28 protein-coding genes are annotated in these 13,476 nt (G+C 70.7%); 1 reads left to right on the top strand and 27 read right to left on the bottom strand.

Annotated elements, in window-relative coordinates; all coding sequences use genetic code 11:
- Positions 1-115 precede the first annotated feature (115 nt).
- Both ACNAYW_RS12245 and ACNAYW_RS12240 read right to left on the bottom strand, forming a co-directional pair.
- Positions 116-367, bottom strand: coding sequence for an HNH endonuclease (locus tag ACNAYW_RS12245; RefSeq protein ID WP_415849975.1), 252 nt, complete (start codon positions 365-367; stop codon positions 116-118).
- A gap of 98 nt (positions 368-465) precedes the next feature.
- The gene (locus ACNAYW_RS12240) at positions 466-657 is read right to left on the bottom strand and encodes a hypothetical protein (protein WP_415849974.1); all 192 of its coding nucleotides are present in this window, start codon (positions 655-657) and stop codon (positions 466-468) included.
- Between the two features lie 454 nt (positions 658-1,111).
- Between ACNAYW_RS12240 and ACNAYW_RS12235 the strand changes: the two genes are divergently transcribed.
- A complete protein-coding gene (locus tag ACNAYW_RS12235; protein WP_415849973.1) occupies positions 1,112-1,588 on the top strand; it encodes a hypothetical protein in 477 nt (158 codons plus the stop codon).
- Between the two features lie 16 nt (positions 1,589-1,604).
- Here ACNAYW_RS12235 and ACNAYW_RS12230 read toward each other — a convergent pair whose 3' ends face one another.
- The 25 genes from ACNAYW_RS12230 to ACNAYW_RS12110 all read right to left on the bottom strand — a co-directional run bounded on the left by ACNAYW_RS12230 (position 1,605) and on the right by ACNAYW_RS12110 (position 13,476).
- Positions 1,605-2,276: a DUF7341 domain-containing protein gene (locus ACNAYW_RS12230; RefSeq protein ID WP_415849972.1), complete on the bottom strand. Its 672-nt coding sequence runs from the start codon at positions 2,274-2,276 to the stop codon at positions 1,605-1,607.
- A 3-nt stretch (positions 2,277-2,279) separates the two neighbouring features.
- Positions 2,280-3,134 (bottom strand): NUMOD4 domain-containing protein, encoded by an 855-nt coding sequence (locus ACNAYW_RS12225; RefSeq protein ID WP_415849971.1) that lies wholly within the window; start codon positions 3,132-3,134, stop codon positions 2,280-2,282.
- 342 nt (positions 3,135-3,476) lie between these two features.
- Complete coding sequence (locus ACNAYW_RS12220) at positions 3,477-3,815, bottom strand: hypothetical protein (protein ID WP_415849970.1); 339 nt, start codon at positions 3,813-3,815, stop codon at positions 3,477-3,479.
- Complete coding sequence (locus ACNAYW_RS12215) at positions 3,812-4,084, bottom strand: pyrophosphohydrolase domain-containing protein (protein WP_415849969.1); 273 nt, start codon at positions 4,082-4,084, stop codon at positions 3,812-3,814. The genes ACNAYW_RS12220 and ACNAYW_RS12215 overlap by 4 nt, the downstream gene beginning before the upstream one ends.
- Positions 4,081-4,647, bottom strand: a complete 567-nt coding sequence (locus tag ACNAYW_RS12210) for a hypothetical protein (protein WP_415849968.1) — start codon at positions 4,645-4,647, stop codon at positions 4,081-4,083. Before ACNAYW_RS12210 ends, ACNAYW_RS12215 begins: the two co-directional genes overlap by 4 nt.
- 310 nt (positions 4,648-4,957) lie before the next feature.
- Complete coding sequence (locus ACNAYW_RS12205; protein ID WP_415849967.1) at positions 4,958-5,404, bottom strand: hypothetical protein; 447 nt, start codon at positions 5,402-5,404, stop codon at positions 4,958-4,960.
- Positions 5,401-6,330: a hypothetical protein gene (locus tag ACNAYW_RS12200; RefSeq protein ID WP_415849966.1), complete on the bottom strand. Its 930-nt coding sequence runs from the start codon at positions 6,328-6,330 to the stop codon at positions 5,401-5,403. The genes ACNAYW_RS12205 and ACNAYW_RS12200 overlap by 4 nt, the downstream gene beginning before the upstream one ends.
- Positions 6,330-6,716 carry an HNH endonuclease gene (locus ACNAYW_RS12195; RefSeq protein WP_415849965.1) on the bottom strand — a complete coding sequence of 129 codons (387 nt, stop codon included), beginning with the start codon at positions 6,714-6,716 and terminating at the stop codon, positions 6,330-6,332. Before ACNAYW_RS12195 ends, ACNAYW_RS12200 begins: the two co-directional genes overlap by 1 nt.
- Entirely contained in the window at positions 6,713-6,952 is a 240-nt protein-coding gene (locus ACNAYW_RS12190; protein WP_415849964.1) for a hypothetical protein, read from the bottom strand. The genes ACNAYW_RS12195 and ACNAYW_RS12190 overlap by 4 nt, the downstream gene beginning before the upstream one ends.
- On the bottom strand, positions 6,949-7,713 hold the full coding sequence (locus ACNAYW_RS12185) for a hypothetical protein (RefSeq protein WP_415849963.1): 765 nt from the start codon (positions 7,711-7,713) through the stop codon (positions 6,949-6,951). Before ACNAYW_RS12185 ends, ACNAYW_RS12190 begins: the two co-directional genes overlap by 4 nt.
- Positions 7,714-7,791: 78 nt before the next feature.
- Positions 7,792-8,250, bottom strand: a complete 459-nt coding sequence (ssb, locus tag ACNAYW_RS12180) for a single-stranded DNA-binding protein (protein ID WP_415849962.1) — start codon at positions 8,248-8,250, stop codon at positions 7,792-7,794.
- A 4-nt stretch (positions 8,251-8,254) separates the two neighbouring features.
- Positions 8,255-8,617: a hypothetical protein gene (locus ACNAYW_RS12175; protein ID WP_415849961.1), complete on the bottom strand. Its 363-nt coding sequence runs from the start codon at positions 8,615-8,617 to the stop codon at positions 8,255-8,257.
- On the bottom strand, positions 8,614-8,964 hold the full coding sequence (locus tag ACNAYW_RS12170) for a hypothetical protein (RefSeq protein WP_415849960.1): 351 nt from the start codon (positions 8,962-8,964) through the stop codon (positions 8,614-8,616). Before ACNAYW_RS12170 ends, ACNAYW_RS12175 begins: the two co-directional genes overlap by 4 nt.
- Positions 8,961-9,236: a hypothetical protein gene (locus ACNAYW_RS12165; RefSeq protein ID WP_415849959.1), complete on the bottom strand. Its 276-nt coding sequence runs from the start codon at positions 9,234-9,236 to the stop codon at positions 8,961-8,963. The genes ACNAYW_RS12170 and ACNAYW_RS12165 overlap by 4 nt, the downstream gene beginning before the upstream one ends.
- Positions 9,233-9,469: a hypothetical protein gene (locus tag ACNAYW_RS12160; protein WP_415849958.1), complete on the bottom strand. Its 237-nt coding sequence runs from the start codon at positions 9,467-9,469 to the stop codon at positions 9,233-9,235. The genes ACNAYW_RS12165 and ACNAYW_RS12160 overlap by 4 nt, the downstream gene beginning before the upstream one ends.
- Complete coding sequence (locus ACNAYW_RS12155) at positions 9,466-9,648, bottom strand: hypothetical protein (protein WP_415849957.1); 183 nt, start codon at positions 9,646-9,648, stop codon at positions 9,466-9,468. Before ACNAYW_RS12155 ends, ACNAYW_RS12160 begins: the two co-directional genes overlap by 4 nt.
- Entirely contained in the window at positions 9,645-10,403 is a 759-nt protein-coding gene (locus ACNAYW_RS12150; RefSeq protein WP_415849956.1) for a hypothetical protein, read from the bottom strand. The genes ACNAYW_RS12155 and ACNAYW_RS12150 overlap by 4 nt, the downstream gene beginning before the upstream one ends.
- Entirely contained in the window at positions 10,400-11,248 is an 849-nt protein-coding gene (locus tag ACNAYW_RS12145) for a hypothetical protein (protein WP_415849955.1), read from the bottom strand. The genes ACNAYW_RS12150 and ACNAYW_RS12145 overlap by 4 nt, the downstream gene beginning before the upstream one ends.
- The gene (locus ACNAYW_RS12140) at positions 11,245-11,802 is read right to left on the bottom strand and encodes a hypothetical protein (protein ID WP_415849954.1); all 558 of its coding nucleotides are present in this window, start codon (positions 11,800-11,802) and stop codon (positions 11,245-11,247) included. Before ACNAYW_RS12140 ends, ACNAYW_RS12145 begins: the two co-directional genes overlap by 4 nt.
- Complete coding sequence (locus ACNAYW_RS12135; protein WP_415849953.1) at positions 11,799-11,936, bottom strand: hypothetical protein; 138 nt, start codon at positions 11,934-11,936, stop codon at positions 11,799-11,801. Before ACNAYW_RS12135 ends, ACNAYW_RS12140 begins: the two co-directional genes overlap by 4 nt.
- The gene (locus ACNAYW_RS12130) at positions 11,936-12,433 is read right to left on the bottom strand and encodes a hypothetical protein (RefSeq protein ID WP_415849952.1); all 498 of its coding nucleotides are present in this window, start codon (positions 12,431-12,433) and stop codon (positions 11,936-11,938) included. The genes ACNAYW_RS12135 and ACNAYW_RS12130 overlap by 1 nt, the downstream gene beginning before the upstream one ends.
- Entirely contained in the window at positions 12,430-12,726 is a 297-nt protein-coding gene (locus ACNAYW_RS12125) for a hypothetical protein (RefSeq protein WP_415849951.1), read from the bottom strand. Before ACNAYW_RS12125 ends, ACNAYW_RS12130 begins: the two co-directional genes overlap by 4 nt.
- On the bottom strand, positions 12,726-13,106 hold the full coding sequence (locus ACNAYW_RS12120; protein ID WP_415849950.1) for a hypothetical protein: 381 nt from the start codon (positions 13,104-13,106) through the stop codon (positions 12,726-12,728). Before ACNAYW_RS12120 ends, ACNAYW_RS12125 begins: the two co-directional genes overlap by 1 nt.
- Positions 13,106-13,291 carry a hypothetical protein gene (locus tag ACNAYW_RS12115; protein ID WP_415849949.1) on the bottom strand — a complete coding sequence of 62 codons (186 nt, stop codon included), beginning with the start codon at positions 13,289-13,291 and terminating at the stop codon, positions 13,106-13,108. The genes ACNAYW_RS12120 and ACNAYW_RS12115 overlap by 1 nt, the downstream gene beginning before the upstream one ends.
- The gene (locus ACNAYW_RS12110) at positions 13,288-13,476 is read right to left on the bottom strand and encodes a hypothetical protein (RefSeq protein ID WP_415849948.1); all 189 of its coding nucleotides are present in this window, start codon (positions 13,474-13,476) and stop codon (positions 13,288-13,290) included. The genes ACNAYW_RS12115 and ACNAYW_RS12110 overlap by 4 nt, the downstream gene beginning before the upstream one ends.

Here is a 13,476-nt window from a genome sequence, read left to right as displayed (position 1 = left end):
CTAGCACAGGTTGGCGTCGGGGTCAAGCTTGGGTCGCGTTCTGTTCTGGTCGTTCGATGAGGTTTGATTGTGTCGAACGTTGTTCGATGGTTTGTGTTGTCTGCTGTTCGAGTGTTCAGGCGCGGTCGGTGGTGCGTGCCTTGTGCTCGTTGCATGGCCGGCATGCGGCTTGCAGGTTGTTCGGGTCGAGGCGGGCGCCGCCTCGGGCGGTGGGGACGATGTGGTCGACGCAGGTTGCCTTGGTCGTGCATCGTCCTGGGATCTGGATGCGACATCGGTGATGGTCGCGGTCGAGTACCTCGAGGCGGATGCGCCGGAAGTGGTGGTCCTGCGTGGCCTGGCTGGATGCGGTCTTGGTGCGCCACATCCAGTCTCGGGTGTGCTCGGTGCAGTACTTGGCTGGTGGGTGGATGCGCTCGGTGCAGGTGCCGTTGCCGCCTGGGCATCGGCGTGGTGCGCGTGGCATCAGAGCTGGTACCTGACGATGTGGTCGCGCATGTAACCCTGCGAGTCGACCTCGGCGCGGTGCAGCTGTGCGCGGATCATCTTGCAGGGCATGAAGACCGTGTCGTGGATGGCTTCGATGGGCCAGCCGTTCGCGTGCATCCTCACCGCTGCGGTGGGCTCATGCCACTCGCCGTCGTGCTTGGTGCTCATGGTGCGACCTGCGCTTTCCCGAGTGCCACCTGCGACGACGCCGCATATCTACTGGTCGGTAGCTTGGTGCCCCCGCCTGTGAGCCCGGAGCTCTGGGCGGGGACGGTTGCCAGCCACGGTGTGGTGTGATCCCCCGGCGGGTGCAGCAACCCAGCCTCGCGCGCGTCGCATCAGCCCGGCCCGGAGTAGGGCGGTCGGGATGAGGTGGGGGTCGACGGTGCGCGGGGCCGTGGTGGGGTGCTTACCGTGATGAGCGGCAGGACACCCGGCCGGGAGGATCGTGCTGCACCGTGCGCTGGCTGGCGGCTGTCGGGGCAGCGTCCGCCGGGGGTGACGATGCCCGGGGCGGAAGACACGAATGCGGCCAGGTTTTGAAGACAACTGTGCCGCACCTCAGATACTACCTGATCGAATCCGTACCCGCGCCGCGACACGTCGAACTACCGTGCGTCACGTGGTTGAGAAGAAGCCATCCGCGGCGCGGAATTGGGTCCCTGGACTGTTGGTCGCTGGTGCGATCACCACTGCTGAGCTGTTCGTCTTCCGAGCAACTCCTGAGGTCAGGGAGGTCATCCTCGCCGGCCTCGGGAAGTTCGCGGTCTCCCCCGGGTTCGGTGGCGCGATGGCTCTCGCGGCTGCTGTTGTCGCGTACCAAGGCGTCATGCGGAAAGTCGTAGCGGACAACGAAGCACACGAGAAGACGATCGCCGCCGAACGGGCGAATCACGAAGCGAAGCTTGATCGTGATCGTGCCGAGGCGGAGAACGATCGATGGTGGAAGATCGTCGAGTGGATGAACACCGGAGTTCTCGCGGGTCGTGAAATTGAATGGATCGAGCTACTCGCCGAATCGAGCGGCACGACCCTTCAGGACAAGGTTGTCGACTCGATGATCGCCCAGCAGATGAAGGAGCGAGGTCGTAGCACCTGACCTCGACGTGAGGCGCCTAGTCGAGGACTCCGGCCGGGAGGGCGCAGCCGATGGTGCGGGCGAGGTGGGTGAAGTAGTCCGGCGTCCACGTGTAGTGGCAGCACAGGCAGGTGCAGCCGTCGGAGCTCACCTGCAGCGCGGCAGAGCGCACCGTCTCCCCTGCGCTGTCCCGGCGGTACGCAATGGACTCCCCGCACGCCGGGCACGGTGCGGCGAGGTCGATACGCGGGGGCGGGTCGAGGAGGTCGTCGATCTGCTTTGCCCAACGTTCGAGCGCCTGCGCGGCCACCGTGAGGTCGGTGGTGTTCGCTGGCGCCCACGGTCTGGCCTCGAGGAGGCGGAGGCGGCGGACGGTCTCCGGGGTCGGTGCGTGGGTGAGGTCGCCGTCGAACGGGCCCGGGTCGGGCTGCCACGCGGTGACGGTGGCGTCGATGTCGGCGAGGACGTCGACAGCGTCCGCCCACACCGCGGGGAGGCTGCGGTGTGTGTTCCCGTTGCCGCTCCCCTGCTGGCCGGCGAGGTGGGCGCGGAGCTGCTGATACCGACAGTCCTGCTGGTGGATGCGGTTGGTGCCGTCGTCGAGGGTGAAGTTCTGGAAGCGGGCGCCGATGAGGTCATGGATGGCGTCGCGGAACTGGTGCAGGCGCTGCTTGAACTCCTGCTCGGGGATCTCGTGGGGTGCGGTCACAGTTCAGCTCGCCTTCTCGGTGTTGAGGTCCCAGCGGATGACCAGCCACGCGGCGGGCTCCTGGCCAGGTCGGATCGGGTGCTGCACAGCAGGTGTGCGGGTCATGTGCGCGCGGGTGTCATCCGCGACCACGGGGTGCTTCCAGCCCTTCCCGCGGGCGTGGAGGGCGTCCGCTGCCGCCTTCCACAGGCCGGCGCCCCACACGTTGTCGTCGTCCCACTCGCGGGCGGGGCGGAGGTGGAACTCGACGTGCACGTGGTCGAGGCCGGTGGGGATGCCTGCTTGGCGGGCGCGGAGTGCGACGACGGTGCGGATCTCGTTCACGGCGCGGTTGCGGCTGGACCAGTGGAGTCGGCTGTTCGGGTTCAGGGTGGGCAGGCCGGTGAGGTCGATGACCGCCTCGGTCGGCGGCGCGGGTGCCGGTTTCGGCGGGCGGGGCGCGCGGACCGGGGCGGCGCGCTTCACGGCCGCGCGCGGGATCCTCGGCGTCTTCGGCTTCGGGGGCGTCGGTCCCGCCCACTCGAGGTTCGCCAGACGGACATCGCTGCGGTCGCCGTTGATCACCCTCGGCCGTGCACCCTGCGGTGCGGGGCCGGCGTGCGCCGCGAGCACCAGCGCAGCGATGCGGCGGTTCGTCGGCCGGTCAGCGGCGTCCCGGCGGATCGACACGTACGGGGAACCGTTCTCAGTGGTGAGGCGGGCGATCGGCTTCCCCTCAATGGTTCGGGGGATGCCGTTGCTCGCGACGCTCCTGTGCGTGACCGAGCGGACGTTGCCGAGGTCGGACACCTCGTAGTGGGTGGAGTCGGGGATCGGCGCCCAGGACTCGGCGGGTTCTCCGTTCACAGGCAGGCACATGTGGTCTCCTCGGCGAGTAGGGGCAGGTGTCGGCCGGCGCTCCGTGTCGGTGCCGGCTCGTACCGTCCCGGGCATGCCCGACGCACGACGCCCCACCCGCGAGGCGTGGTCCACCTACCCCGTGACGTGTGTGCGCCTGCCGGGCGGCGGGTGGATCGGGCTGATGCCGCTGTCGTGCCCGCGGTGCGCGCTGCCGTGGTCGCACTACGGGTGGGCGGCGTACCGCGGGAACAGCAGGAGCGGGTGGGGTGCGCGGCCGGATGGTGAGGGGTCGGCGGTGTTCCGGGAGTGCGTGGGGTGTGGGCATCGGGCGTATGGGATCGCGTGAGGGTCATCGGTCGCTCACCGCCTCCGCAGCCCTCGCGGCGGCCAGGATCGCGGCGGCCACACCAATGGCGTCGTCCGCTGTGTGCTCCCAGTCGTGGACCGCACGTCGTCCTCCCCTGTGAAGGCCAGGACTTTGCCGTGCGACGTGCCCCACTGGCTCCACGCTTCGCCGCCGCTGTCCGGCTTGGGCAGCGAGACCACGGCGAGGTCGTCGGCGGAGGCGATCACGGCAGCGACGTGGGCCGGGTGATCGTCGTACGCCACAGTCGGGTCACCGCACGCGCAGATGGAGTGGAACACCCGCCACTGGTGCTTCGCCAGCGTGGCGGCGAGACGGGACTCGACGGCGCTCATCGCTCCACCACCTCGGCCCAGCGGTTCGTGACCACCCGCGAGACGTTGCAGCCGCGAGCCTGGATCGCGCCCATCGCGGCAATGATCGTGTCCGCCAGCTCGTCCAGCACGTCATCGACGGTGCGACGGCCCTCGCGCTCCTTGATCGCGGCACCGACCACCTCTCCCGCCTCCTCGGCGACCTTCGCGGCCTGCGAGAACGGTTCACTGGACGGCCACCTCTGCGAGATGTGACCCCACACGTCGGGGATCTCCATGCGTTCGGTCACTGTCCCGCCTCCTGACGTGCACGCTCAGCACGAATCCCGGCGAGGTGCTCGTCGACGCACTCCCAGTAGTTGGTCGTGTCGAACTCCCACCGCGTACCGGCGTACTCCTCAGCCCGCTTGCGGTCGGCGCCGTCCTGCTCGGCGGCGGCGATCTTGTGACGCAGGGTGACCGCGCCGCTCCGCAGCACCCCTTGCGTCTCCCGCACGTGATGAAAAGCGCTGCCGTTGACCTCATCGGCGACGAGGCTCAAGAAGTCCGCCACCAAGTCCCGGTGTTCGGGGTTGCCCGGGTCCAGCGGGGCGGGCTCGAACTTGAGGTCTGTGATCGTCAGGTACGGCCGGCCAGCGAACCGCGAACGCAGAGCCTCCGACCATGTGGGGATCAGCGGCACCAGGCCCGCGGCCTCGGCCTCCTCCTGCGAGCGCTCGTGGTGCATCCCGTAGGCGTCGAACATCGACCACGGGATGACGTAGTCCATGTGCCGCCGCACCCATGTTCCGCCGTCGGGGTCGGTGCCACGCCAACCCGGCTGGGCGGTGGCGGCGGGGTTCGGCGCGGTCATGACGCGCTCCGGTAGTCCTGGCCCGCCGGGGCGGTCGCCACCGAACACAGAATGCACATTTCCGGGGCCTCAGCCGCCCCGTGGCGGACTTTCCGACCACACACCGGGCACTCACCCCATACCGACTCCGCGAGCGCTTCGCGGGCCGCCTGGTCCACCGCGCGCTGCCGATCCGCACGAGCCGACTCCTCCGCCCACATCAACCCATTCGGGGCGTAAAACCTTGAGCTTCTTCGCATTCCGACCACCTCCGGTCCATTCATTCTATCGGCGCACGCGCCTCTACCCGTTGTCCGAGAACACATTTCGATCACGATTCCGTCCGCGACTTACACGGCCTCCGCGCGAAGATCACCCGGCCCGAGTCCACGTCGATCCGGCACAGCTCCCCCGCCGGCGCCTCGCACTCCGGGCACACCACCGCGAGCGCTGCCGCCGGATACACCTCCGCGCCGTCCGAGCCCGCGCCGATCGCCCGGCGGTCGATGGCTGCGTTCACCCGCCGCGACCGCACCCGCAGACCAGCAGCGATGACCTCCGCCAACTCCGGAGCCGACGCCGACGGATCCGCCATCGCCCGCTCCTCCACGCCGGCCAACGCATCCGCCAGCGACACCCGCCGGTCGTTCAGGGCCTTCGCCCACACGTCCGCGACGAACTTCACTGCGTCCTCGTCGTCCACCCGCGGTGCCGTCCGCGTGTGCCAGCCCGTGATGAACATCTGCACCCGCAGCGCGCCCGCCCGATCCACCGTCATGAGATCCCCTTCTGGTCGTTCGACTCCTCCTCGGCGATGAGCCGCGCGAGGGTCCTGGTCTTGTGCTCCGGTCTGGCCGCCCCGGCCTTGCCGCCCTGCCGGGCCCGCGCCGCATCCGCCACCAGGTGCGGCAGCAGCCCCGGGCCGGCGTCGGATCTTCTGGCCCACTCCGTCAGCGCCGCCTCGAGGTCCCGGCGGTCCACGTTCGGGTCGTTCGCGAGCCGCTGCGCCTGCTCGGCGACCTTCCGCTGCACGTCCTTCGGGATCCCGGCAGGCACGTGCTGGCGGACCAGCGTCTGCACCGACGAGCCGATGTGGACCTTCGGGGCGCGGCTGCCGATCTCCACGACCGGCGCATCGTCGGTGACGAGCACGAGCTCGGCGCGGTCGTCATCCGGCTCCGGTGGGATCGGGGTGCCATCACCGAACGCGGTTGTCCCACCGGGACGCCCACCGTCCGCGCGCGCGTCAGGCAGCACGCCGTTAGGCGTGCTGGGTCGGGTCGGGTCGGGTCGGGTCGGGGAACCGTGACGCCCACCGGGACCACCCCCCGGACTGACGCCAGGTGTCCCACCGGGACGCCCACCGTCCGTCCCTGATCTTTTCGACTCGCGCCACGCAGCCTTACGCTCGCGCTCCTTCCGGCGGTCCTCATCCACCTGGGCCTTCGTCGGCTGATACAGCCGCCAGTCGTGGAACATCCAGCCGCCGTCCGGGTGGGTGTCCCACAGCCCCGCGTCGACCAGGCGGCCGGCGAGCGCCACGCCATCGGGCCACGACTCCACGACCCACCGCTCCACGTACCCATCCGTCAGGTACGCCATGCAATGCGAGCCCGCGAGCGCCCACAACCCGATCGCCGCGAGGCCCGCGCGCCGCGCCTTCGGATGCGAGTGCAGCGCGTCGTCGACCTTGAACCACACCATCAGGCCACCTCGATCCGTTGCCCGTCAGGCAGGTACATCACGCGCCCCCAGAACGACTCGACCTCGATGCCCGCCGGGTCCGCGTCGGGCCCGTGCAGATCCCGCAGTACCGTCCAGCCGTCGGCGGCCGAGGCGCGCGGGTTCTCCGTCACCCAGCCGTGGCACCCGGTGGTCCCGGAGCCGCAGAGGGTGACGATGTTCTCCGGGGACCACTGGCCGCGCTGGGACCGGTTCAGCCGGTGATGCATCGACACCGGGCCCAGCAGCCCGCAGCGCTGGCAGCGACCGTCGTCCCGGGCGGCGACGATCCGCCGGCAGCGCGACTCGGGCATCGAGCGTCGGACGGGCTTCGTCAGGCGGTCCGGCCGCGGCTTGATCTGGCTCACCACAGCACCCCCTGCCCGGCGAGCTCCCCGGGAATGTCAGCGAGCTCAACTTCGGCCGGCGCGGGATGCTCGGCGCGGTGCGTCATCGCCTCGAGTACGGTCCAGCCGCAGCGGACGCACGGGAAGTCGCCGGCCGTCCCGCCCTTGATGTGCCACACGTCCTCGCTGCAGCCTGTGGTGCACACGGGTGCGTCGAGGCGCTCACCCCGGGGGAGGTACTCCCCCTTGGCGGTCATGCGGCGGCCCCCATGCGCAGGCGGGCCTTGTCCCGCTCCACCGTCCGAGCGGTCACGCCGTGCGCCGCCGCGAACTCCTCGACCGTGCCGCGCAGCTGCTCCGGACGCGCGAGCCACTCCTCGAGCGCCGCGACCCGCGCCGCCGCGGCCTGCCGCTGGTTCGGCACCTCGTCGAGCTCCGGGCGCGATGGCCCCACCTTCGGATCGTCGATCGCGTCCTCGTCCCACTCCATCGGCAGCGGCCACCCGAACTCCGCACCACGACGCCGAGCCCACGCATTCGAACCGGGCGTCATCTGCAGCCCGTCGAACAGCGCCGCGACCTTCCGCGCCGTGTCCGCCGACACCTGTCCGGTGCCGTGCACGAGCGGGCTCAGGTTCTGCTGCGACCAGCCGATCGCCGCCGCGAGCTCGAGCTGCGTATGCCCGTCGGCGATGAGCGCCTGCAGACGCCGGCGCGTGCCGGTCGCGTCCACCGGTGTCGCGGCCGCGGCGGACCGCCACGTCACGGCGGGCACCTCGACCGCGAGCAGCTTGTCCGCGGTCGACCGCATGAGCTTCTTCGTCGGCCCAGTGCCGCGATCGGTGCGCCCACGCAGGAGCTGCTGCACCGACTTCCGGCCCACGCCCGACAACTGGGCGATGCGGCGAATACCGATGCCAGCGGCGATGAGCTTCTGCACGTGCTCGCGGGCGGGCTGCGCATCGACGTGGCCGGATTCCCACCGTCCGTATGCGGTCTCCCGCGAGAGCACGGTCATGTAGCAGGGGTTGCAGAGCTTCCGGCTCCGCCACGGTCGTCTTCTGCACCTCGTGCAGATCCTGTCGCCGGTCATGGCCTAGAAGGGGGCGTCGGAGTTGGAGCCGCCGAAGTCGGAGGCGGGGGCCGAGCCCCACGGATCGTCCTGCTGCTGCGACGGCCGCTGGTACTGCCCGCCGCTCCCCTGCTGCTCCCGCGGCTTCCACTTCGGCAGCGGCAACGCCACCTCCTGCACATCCTTCACCTCGTACACCGACCGCTTGTTGCCCTCGCGGTCCTCGTACTCCCGCTGCCGCAGCCGGCCGATCACCGTCACCAACGCGCCCTTGCGGACCTTCTCCGCGCACTCCTCCGCGAGGTGCTCCCACACCTCGACGGGCAGGAACGTGGTGCCGTCCTTCACCCACTCGTTGCTCGAGCGGTCCCGGTGGCCGTAGTCGTCGGCGAGCCGGAACGTGGCGACGGCCTTGCCCGCAGGGGTGAAGCGGAGCTCGGCGTCGGCTACGGCCCGGCCCGTGATCTGGATGGTGTTGCTCATGGGCCTATGCCCCTTCCCCGCGGCCAGCGACCGCGAACATGGATCTGATGGATGCGCCGACGGACTGCATCGCGCGCAACTCGTCGGTGAGCGCGCGGGACTGCCGGACCGCGTACTGATAGGCGGCGTCGGCGTTGTCCTTCGCCTCGCGGAACGTGATCGTCTCGACCATGGCCGCGTACTTCTTCTCGTGCGCCGGCCCGTCGAACGATCGGTAGGCCAGCGCGAACTGGTAGTCGTAGTCCCGCTCGGCGGTGAGGAACGCCTTGTGCCGCTCGGAGCAGACCTTCACGCCGTTGGCGATGCGGTTCGAGATGTCCCGGATCGCCTGCTCCACCGACACCGGGTTCATCACCTCGTCGCTCACGAGATCACCGCCGCGCCGGGGTGCACGTCGTGGAACGTCAGCACCTCCACCCGGCCGGATCCGTCAGTGGAACGGCGGATCACCTGGTCCTTGGCGGCGGTCAGATCCGCGCCCGCGTCGCGCATCCCCCGCAGCCGAGCGGACCGGATGTCGGCGGCGGTGTGCCCGGCCCAGCGGACCGTGTTCACCGTGACGTACTCGTGCTCGCCGTCGGACACCGCGGGCCAGCGGGTGACCACCCTGAGCCAGGCTGTCGCGCCCGGTGACGGGGGCGGTGCGCCGAGGCCGGGTGCGCCGACGCCGATACCGAGGCCCGCGGTCCGCGGCTGTGCTGCATCGCCGGTCACCGGTCGACCTCCTCGTCGAGGCGAACGTGGAAGGTCCGCGACCGCGGGTCCTGGTAGGCGACGCCGCCGACACGATCAGCCGCCCGTTCGGCCTGGGTACGGTTCGCCCACACCTGCAGTCGCCCGCCGCGCGCGAGGTGCGGCACGCCGTCGACGACCACCACGCCCTCGGTGCGGGCGGCACGACGATCCGCCGCGAGGTGCCGGTCGATCTCCGCGTCGACACCTCGGCGTGAGGCCGGGACGTTGATCGCGGCGAGATCGCGGCTCACGACTCGACTCCCATCACCACGCGGGCGAGCGTCAACCACTCCCCCTGCTCCTCCGCGTCAAGGGAATCCCACGCGGGTGCTGCGACGGTGAGGTCCGGTGCGGGCCGGCCGGGGAGGCTGAGGTCGTACGCCTGCTGCGCGCGCTTCGCCCCGGCGAGCACCACCCGGTTCGGCGGCATCGCGTCGTCGCGCTGCATCCGGCCGTGCGACAGCAGATCCTGCGGGGCGGTCATGATGAGGCTCCGGCGACGAGATTGAGCCCGGTCAGGACACCGAGGGCGAGGAGCAACGCAGCGGTGAGGAGCGCGGCCTCACGCCAGGTGCATTGGTAGTGGTGGTGGATGAGCGCGGTCAGGCCGCCGCACAAGATGAGCACGGCAACACACGCCGCGACGACAACGAGGGCGATCATGCCGGCACCTCGGTTCCGCCGAGCTCGCCCTGCACCGCGGCCTTCGCCTCATCCGGCGTCGGCTCCGCGAACCCACCGTCCCGCACCCGCTGCGCCAACGCGTCGAACACCTTCGGATCCGTGCACACGTTCAGCGCGACACCGCCGTTCGGGCCCGACGGGGTGATCGCCCAGTCGATGACCGTCTGCGGCGCCACGCCGGCGGTGCGGCACGCCGCGGCGAGCCGGTCCTTCGCCATCTGCAGCGGATCCGGCGGCGCGGACTGCGGCGCCGGGTCGTCCTGCTGGTTCCGCTGCTCCTCGGCGCCGTGCAGGTCCTCCTTCGACCACAGATCCAGGGCGCATCCGAACCGCATCGCCGCGTTCCGCAGTGCGTCGCCGATCGCCTCCTTCACCGCGTTCCCGCCCGACTTCCCCTGCGCGTCCCCGTAGCCCGGTCTGGTCACGCCGAGCACAGTCAGCCGAATCCACAAGCCGCCGTTGCGGTCGAGGATCGGGGCGCCGAACTGGTCGACCGCCTGGTGCTCCCACGTCCACTCCGGGTCGACCTCGAGGAGCCGCTGCGTCAGCGCGGCGTGGCCGACGTAGTCCAGGTGCACCGCCGGCAGGCCGTGCCAGCCGTTGCACACGTCGCAGCGGCCCTTCGGCGCATCCTTCGATCTCGGCTTCGGGAGCACGCCGATCTGCTCCTTGGGGAACGGATCGCGTAGCCGCGCGAATCCCTCGGCGCGCGGGTCCGTCTTCGTCGCGGTCATTCGCCGTCCCCCGATTCCGAGTCGTCGCCGTCGTCCGACTGCTCGGGCTCATCACCCGGGATCGGAGGCTGATCTGCGGCCTGCACCGGCGGGATACCGAGGCCCTTCATCAGCCGCTCCGACCAATCCGCGACGACCTCCGGGGACTCCTCCACGTCAGACTCGACGTTCAGGTCCGAGGTCGGCTCATCGAGGTCCACCTCGTCCGGGTCGACCGTGCGGGCGAAGATGAACCCTCTCCACTCGTCACCGATCTGCACCAGATGCCGGCCCGTGCCGGGCAGCTTCCACAGCCGCAGGTTCGCGGCCCGGCGCTTCTCCACAGCGAGCAGTGCGCGCATCGCGGCACCAGCCCACGTTGTGTGCGGCGCCTGACGACCATCGTTCCCGGACACCGTGACAGCGCCATCGGCGGTGAGCGCCTGCGCGACCGGACCGTACGGGTAGTCGGCGGGATCCCAACCGCTGAACGCCAGCTCGGAGCCCGCGTCGAACAGCGCCGGGGTCTCACGGACGGTGATGTGCCGTTCCGAATCGACCTCGATGTCGACGGTGTGGTTCGGGCCGTGCAGCTTCACCGCAGGCTTGAACACCGCGATCACAGCCTTCGCGTCGTCGACGCTCCACACCATCGGCTCGAGCGTCCCCGCAGCGAGCGCCCACGTGTGGCCACCGACGACGCCGGACGTCGACACCCCGGCGAGCAGGTTCGTACGACCCGGCTCGTCCCGCCAGTACCCCGCCATCGTCCGGAGGTGCACGGCGCCAAGCGGTCCATCACCTGCCGTCTGGATGAGGTCGATCAGCAGGCCGACCAGATCCTTCGTTGCGATCGTCGCCTTCATGCCGCACCGCCCAGCTCGGGCATCGCGTCACCCTGCAGCAGCGCGCGGGCCCGGTCCGTCGCCGCATCCTCCAGCCGCACCTGCAGCACCGGCGCCTTCTGCGACCGCTTCACGCCCGGCACCACCGCCGACTCACTCGCGGCCGCCGCGGCGAGGACCTTCGCCTCGAACGCCGCCGCCACCGCCGGCACCTGCTCCACGTACTCCACGGCGAGGCCCTCGTCGAACTCGGCGAGCACCGCCGCCACGTCCTCCCACGTCACGCCGGGGCGGGGTCGCCACGACATCACCACCTCCGTCGGGTGGTCCTCGACGACGTGCGCCAGGAACTGCGCCCGGTCCGTCACCGTCGCCTGCCACGACGGGTCGGTCAGGGTGACCGCGCCCAGCTTCACGCCGTCGTGCCGGGCAGCGCGCCGGTCCCCCGGCTGCAGGCTGGACGCCGCGAGCGCGCGGGTCGCGTCGACCTCGCCCTTCACGACCTTCGCCACGGCGGTCTGCATCGCGAGCCGCCCGTACACGTCGAGCGTCTCGACCTCGTTGGTCTCGCTCATCTCTCGTCCTCCTCGTAGTTCTTGGGCGGCAACACGTCCAGCCCCGTCTTCGTCGGCCCCGTCGGTTCCCCCGCCGCAAGCCAGCCCAGGACCAACGCGAACAACAGCCATCCGGCGAACAGCAGATTCCCCATCACGACGCCTCCCGCAACCGCTCCACCGCGTACTCCACCTGCAGATACGTCAGCCCCAGATCGGCAGAGGCCTTCTTGATCGCGCCCCGCGGCAGCTTCCGCAGCGGGTCCACGCCCGCCCCCGTGAAGTAGTCGCCGATCACCGCCGCCCTGGCCGCGATCACCGGGTCCCGCGGGCGGCCCGTCTTCGGCCGGTCAGCGCGATCCGTACGCGCGCGGATGGACCGCATCGACCAGTCGAACGCCTCCACCGACCCGATCCCCAGCGCCGCCATCGCGCGCGGCCGGGTGCCCCTCGGCAGAGCCTCCTGCGGGTCGATTCCCTCGGCGGCGAACCACTCCCGCATCCGCTGCTCACGCACCACGACCTCGGCGCTGCGTTGCTTCCGCTCGTCAACGTGCTCCGACCACTCCGGGCGGTAGCCGATCATCCGCCGCAGCGACTGCACCTCCCGATCGGTGAGCCGGGCGCCGCGGTCGATCGCCGGGGCGGTCATGACACCTCCGGTGCGGGCTCGGGCGCAACGTCGGTGACGACGGGCCGAATGAGGTTCGCGGGGTCGATGTCGACGGCGAGGTCGGCGGTGATCGGCGAGAACACGGCGGGGTCGGTGCCGACGGTGACGCGCACGGCGATCTGGTCGCGTGTGAGCTTCGTCGGCCGGCCCTGCCGGATCGCGACGACCTTCATCCCACACACGGTGGGAAGCTCGCCGGCGCGGACGGTCCACGACGGGCGGCGCTGCGCCTCGATGATCAGGTACGTGGTGGCGGTGACCTGCTCGCTCATCAGCACAGCTCCCGACCCGCGTTGATGCAGTCCCGGTACGCCTTCGCGATCTGCCGCGCCCGTTCCAGCGACTCGGCCTGCGTACGCGCGGACACCTGCGCCTCGTGCGCGGCGAGCGCCTTCGCGTACGCCTCAACCTCCGCGGGCGTCGCGCCCGGCCCCGGCTTCGACGGCTTCTCCCCCACACTCGGGATCGACACCGGGGTGTCGAAACTCGGGCCGGGCGTACCGGATCCGTCCTCGATCTCCGCGCCCACCGACCGCGGTCCCGAACCGTCGTCGATCGGCGCCGGCTCCGCCCACGCCGGGACAGCGCAGCTCGCCGCCACCATCACGCCCGCGGCCGCCAACCACAGCCGGTTCATCGTCTTCTTGCTCATCACAGCTCCTCCGTCGTGTTGCGCCCCTCGGCGCTCGTCAGTACGTGCTCGGGCACCCACACCGGCTGCCCTGTCATCAGTTCGATCGGCCACTCCCGCAGCCGCTTCCGTGTCCTGTGCGGCCCCATCACGCGGCCGTACGTGTGCGGAGCGATCCGCACCAGCTCATGCGTCCGGAACCTCATCTCGGGTGCGTCTCCTCTGCGAGCTCCGCCATCTCCCGGCCCAACCGGGCTTCGACCGCCGCGTCCGCCTCGGCCTCCGCCCGATCCGCGCGCCGCTGCAGCACCGCCATCGCGGCGGACAGCGCTGCCACGACCAGCGCGCCGACGACGAACACCCACAGCGCCAACTGCGCCTCCGCGCTCAT

Origin of the sequence: Tsukamurella ocularis, from assembly GCF_965138335.1 — a bacterium.
Classification (GTDB): Bacteria; Actinomycetota; Actinomycetes; order Mycobacteriales; family Mycobacteriaceae; genus Tsukamurella; species Tsukamurella ocularis_A.
The sequence above is the reverse complement of the archived record's forward strand: the minus strand, read 5'-3'. Positions and strand labels throughout refer to the sequence as shown.

Coding starts and splice junctions, on each gene's coding strand:
- ACNAYW_RS12210 (WP_415849968.1), bottom strand. CDS start 4,647: ATGACCGCGCCGAACCCCGCCGCCACCGCCCAGCCGGGTTGGCGTGGC.
- ACNAYW_RS12140 (WP_415849954.1), bottom strand. CDS start 11,802: ATGAGCGAGACCAACGAGGTCGAGACGCTCGACGTGTACGGGCGGCTC.
- ACNAYW_RS12155 (WP_415849957.1), bottom strand. CDS start 9,648: ATGATCGCCCTCGTTGTCGTCGCGGCGTGTGTTGCCGTGCTCATCTTG.
- ACNAYW_RS12205 (WP_415849967.1), bottom strand. CDS start 5,404: ATGACGGTGGATCGGGCGGGCGCGCTGCGGGTGCAGATGTTCATCACG.
- ACNAYW_RS12135 (WP_415849953.1), bottom strand. CDS start 11,936: ATGGGGAATCTGCTGTTCGCCGGATGGCTGTTGTTCGCGTTGGTCCTG.
- ACNAYW_RS12190 (WP_415849964.1), bottom strand. CDS start 6,952: ATGACCGCCAAGGGGGAGTACCTCCCCCGGGGTGAGCGCCTCGACGCA.
- ACNAYW_RS12200 (WP_415849966.1), bottom strand. CDS start 6,330: ATGGTGTGGTTCAAGGTCGACGACGCGCTGCACTCGCATCCGAAGGCG.
- ACNAYW_RS12125 (WP_415849951.1), bottom strand. CDS start 12,726: ATGAGCGAGCAGGTCACCGCCACCACGTACCTGATCATCGAGGCGCAG.
- ACNAYW_RS12150 (WP_415849956.1), bottom strand. CDS start 10,403: ATGACCGCGACGAAGACGGACCCGCGCGCCGAGGGATTCGCGCGGCTA.
- ssb (WP_415849962.1), bottom strand. CDS start 8,250: ATGAGCAACACCATCCAGATCACGGGCCGGGCCGTAGCCGACGCCGAG.
- ACNAYW_RS12130 (WP_415849952.1), bottom strand. CDS start 12,433: ATGACCGCCCCGGCGATCGACCGCGGCGCCCGGCTCACCGATCGGGAG.
- ACNAYW_RS12145 (WP_415849955.1), bottom strand. CDS start 11,248: ATGAAGGCGACGATCGCAACGAAGGATCTGGTCGGCCTGCTGATCGAC.
- ACNAYW_RS12225 (WP_415849971.1), bottom strand. CDS start 3,134: ATGTGCCTGCCTGTGAACGGAGAACCCGCCGAGTCCTGGGCGCCGATC.
- ACNAYW_RS12245 (WP_415849975.1), bottom strand. CDS start 367: ATGTGGCGCACCAAGACCGCATCCAGCCAGGCCACGCAGGACCACCAC.
- ACNAYW_RS12240 (WP_415849974.1), bottom strand. CDS start 657: ATGAGCACCAAGCACGACGGCGAGTGGCATGAGCCCACCGCAGCGGTG.
- ACNAYW_RS12160 (WP_415849958.1), bottom strand. CDS start 9,469: ATGACCGCCCCGCAGGATCTGCTGTCGCACGGCCGGATGCAGCGCGAC.
- ACNAYW_RS12220 (WP_415849970.1), bottom strand. CDS start 3,815: ATGAGCGCCGTCGAGTCCCGTCTCGCCGCCACGCTGGCGAAGCACCAG.
- ACNAYW_RS12185 (WP_415849963.1), bottom strand. CDS start 7,713: ATGACCGTGCTCTCGCGGGAGACCGCATACGGACGGTGGGAATCCGGC.
- ACNAYW_RS12110 (WP_415849948.1), bottom strand. CDS start 13,476: ATGAGCGCGGAGGCGCAGTTGGCGCTGTGGGTGTTCGTCGTCGGCGCG.
- ACNAYW_RS12120 (WP_415849950.1), bottom strand. CDS start 13,106: ATGAGCAAGAAGACGATGAACCGGCTGTGGTTGGCGGCCGCGGGCGTG.
- ACNAYW_RS12115 (WP_415849949.1), bottom strand. CDS start 13,291: ATGAGGTTCCGGACGCATGAGCTGGTGCGGATCGCTCCGCACACGTAC.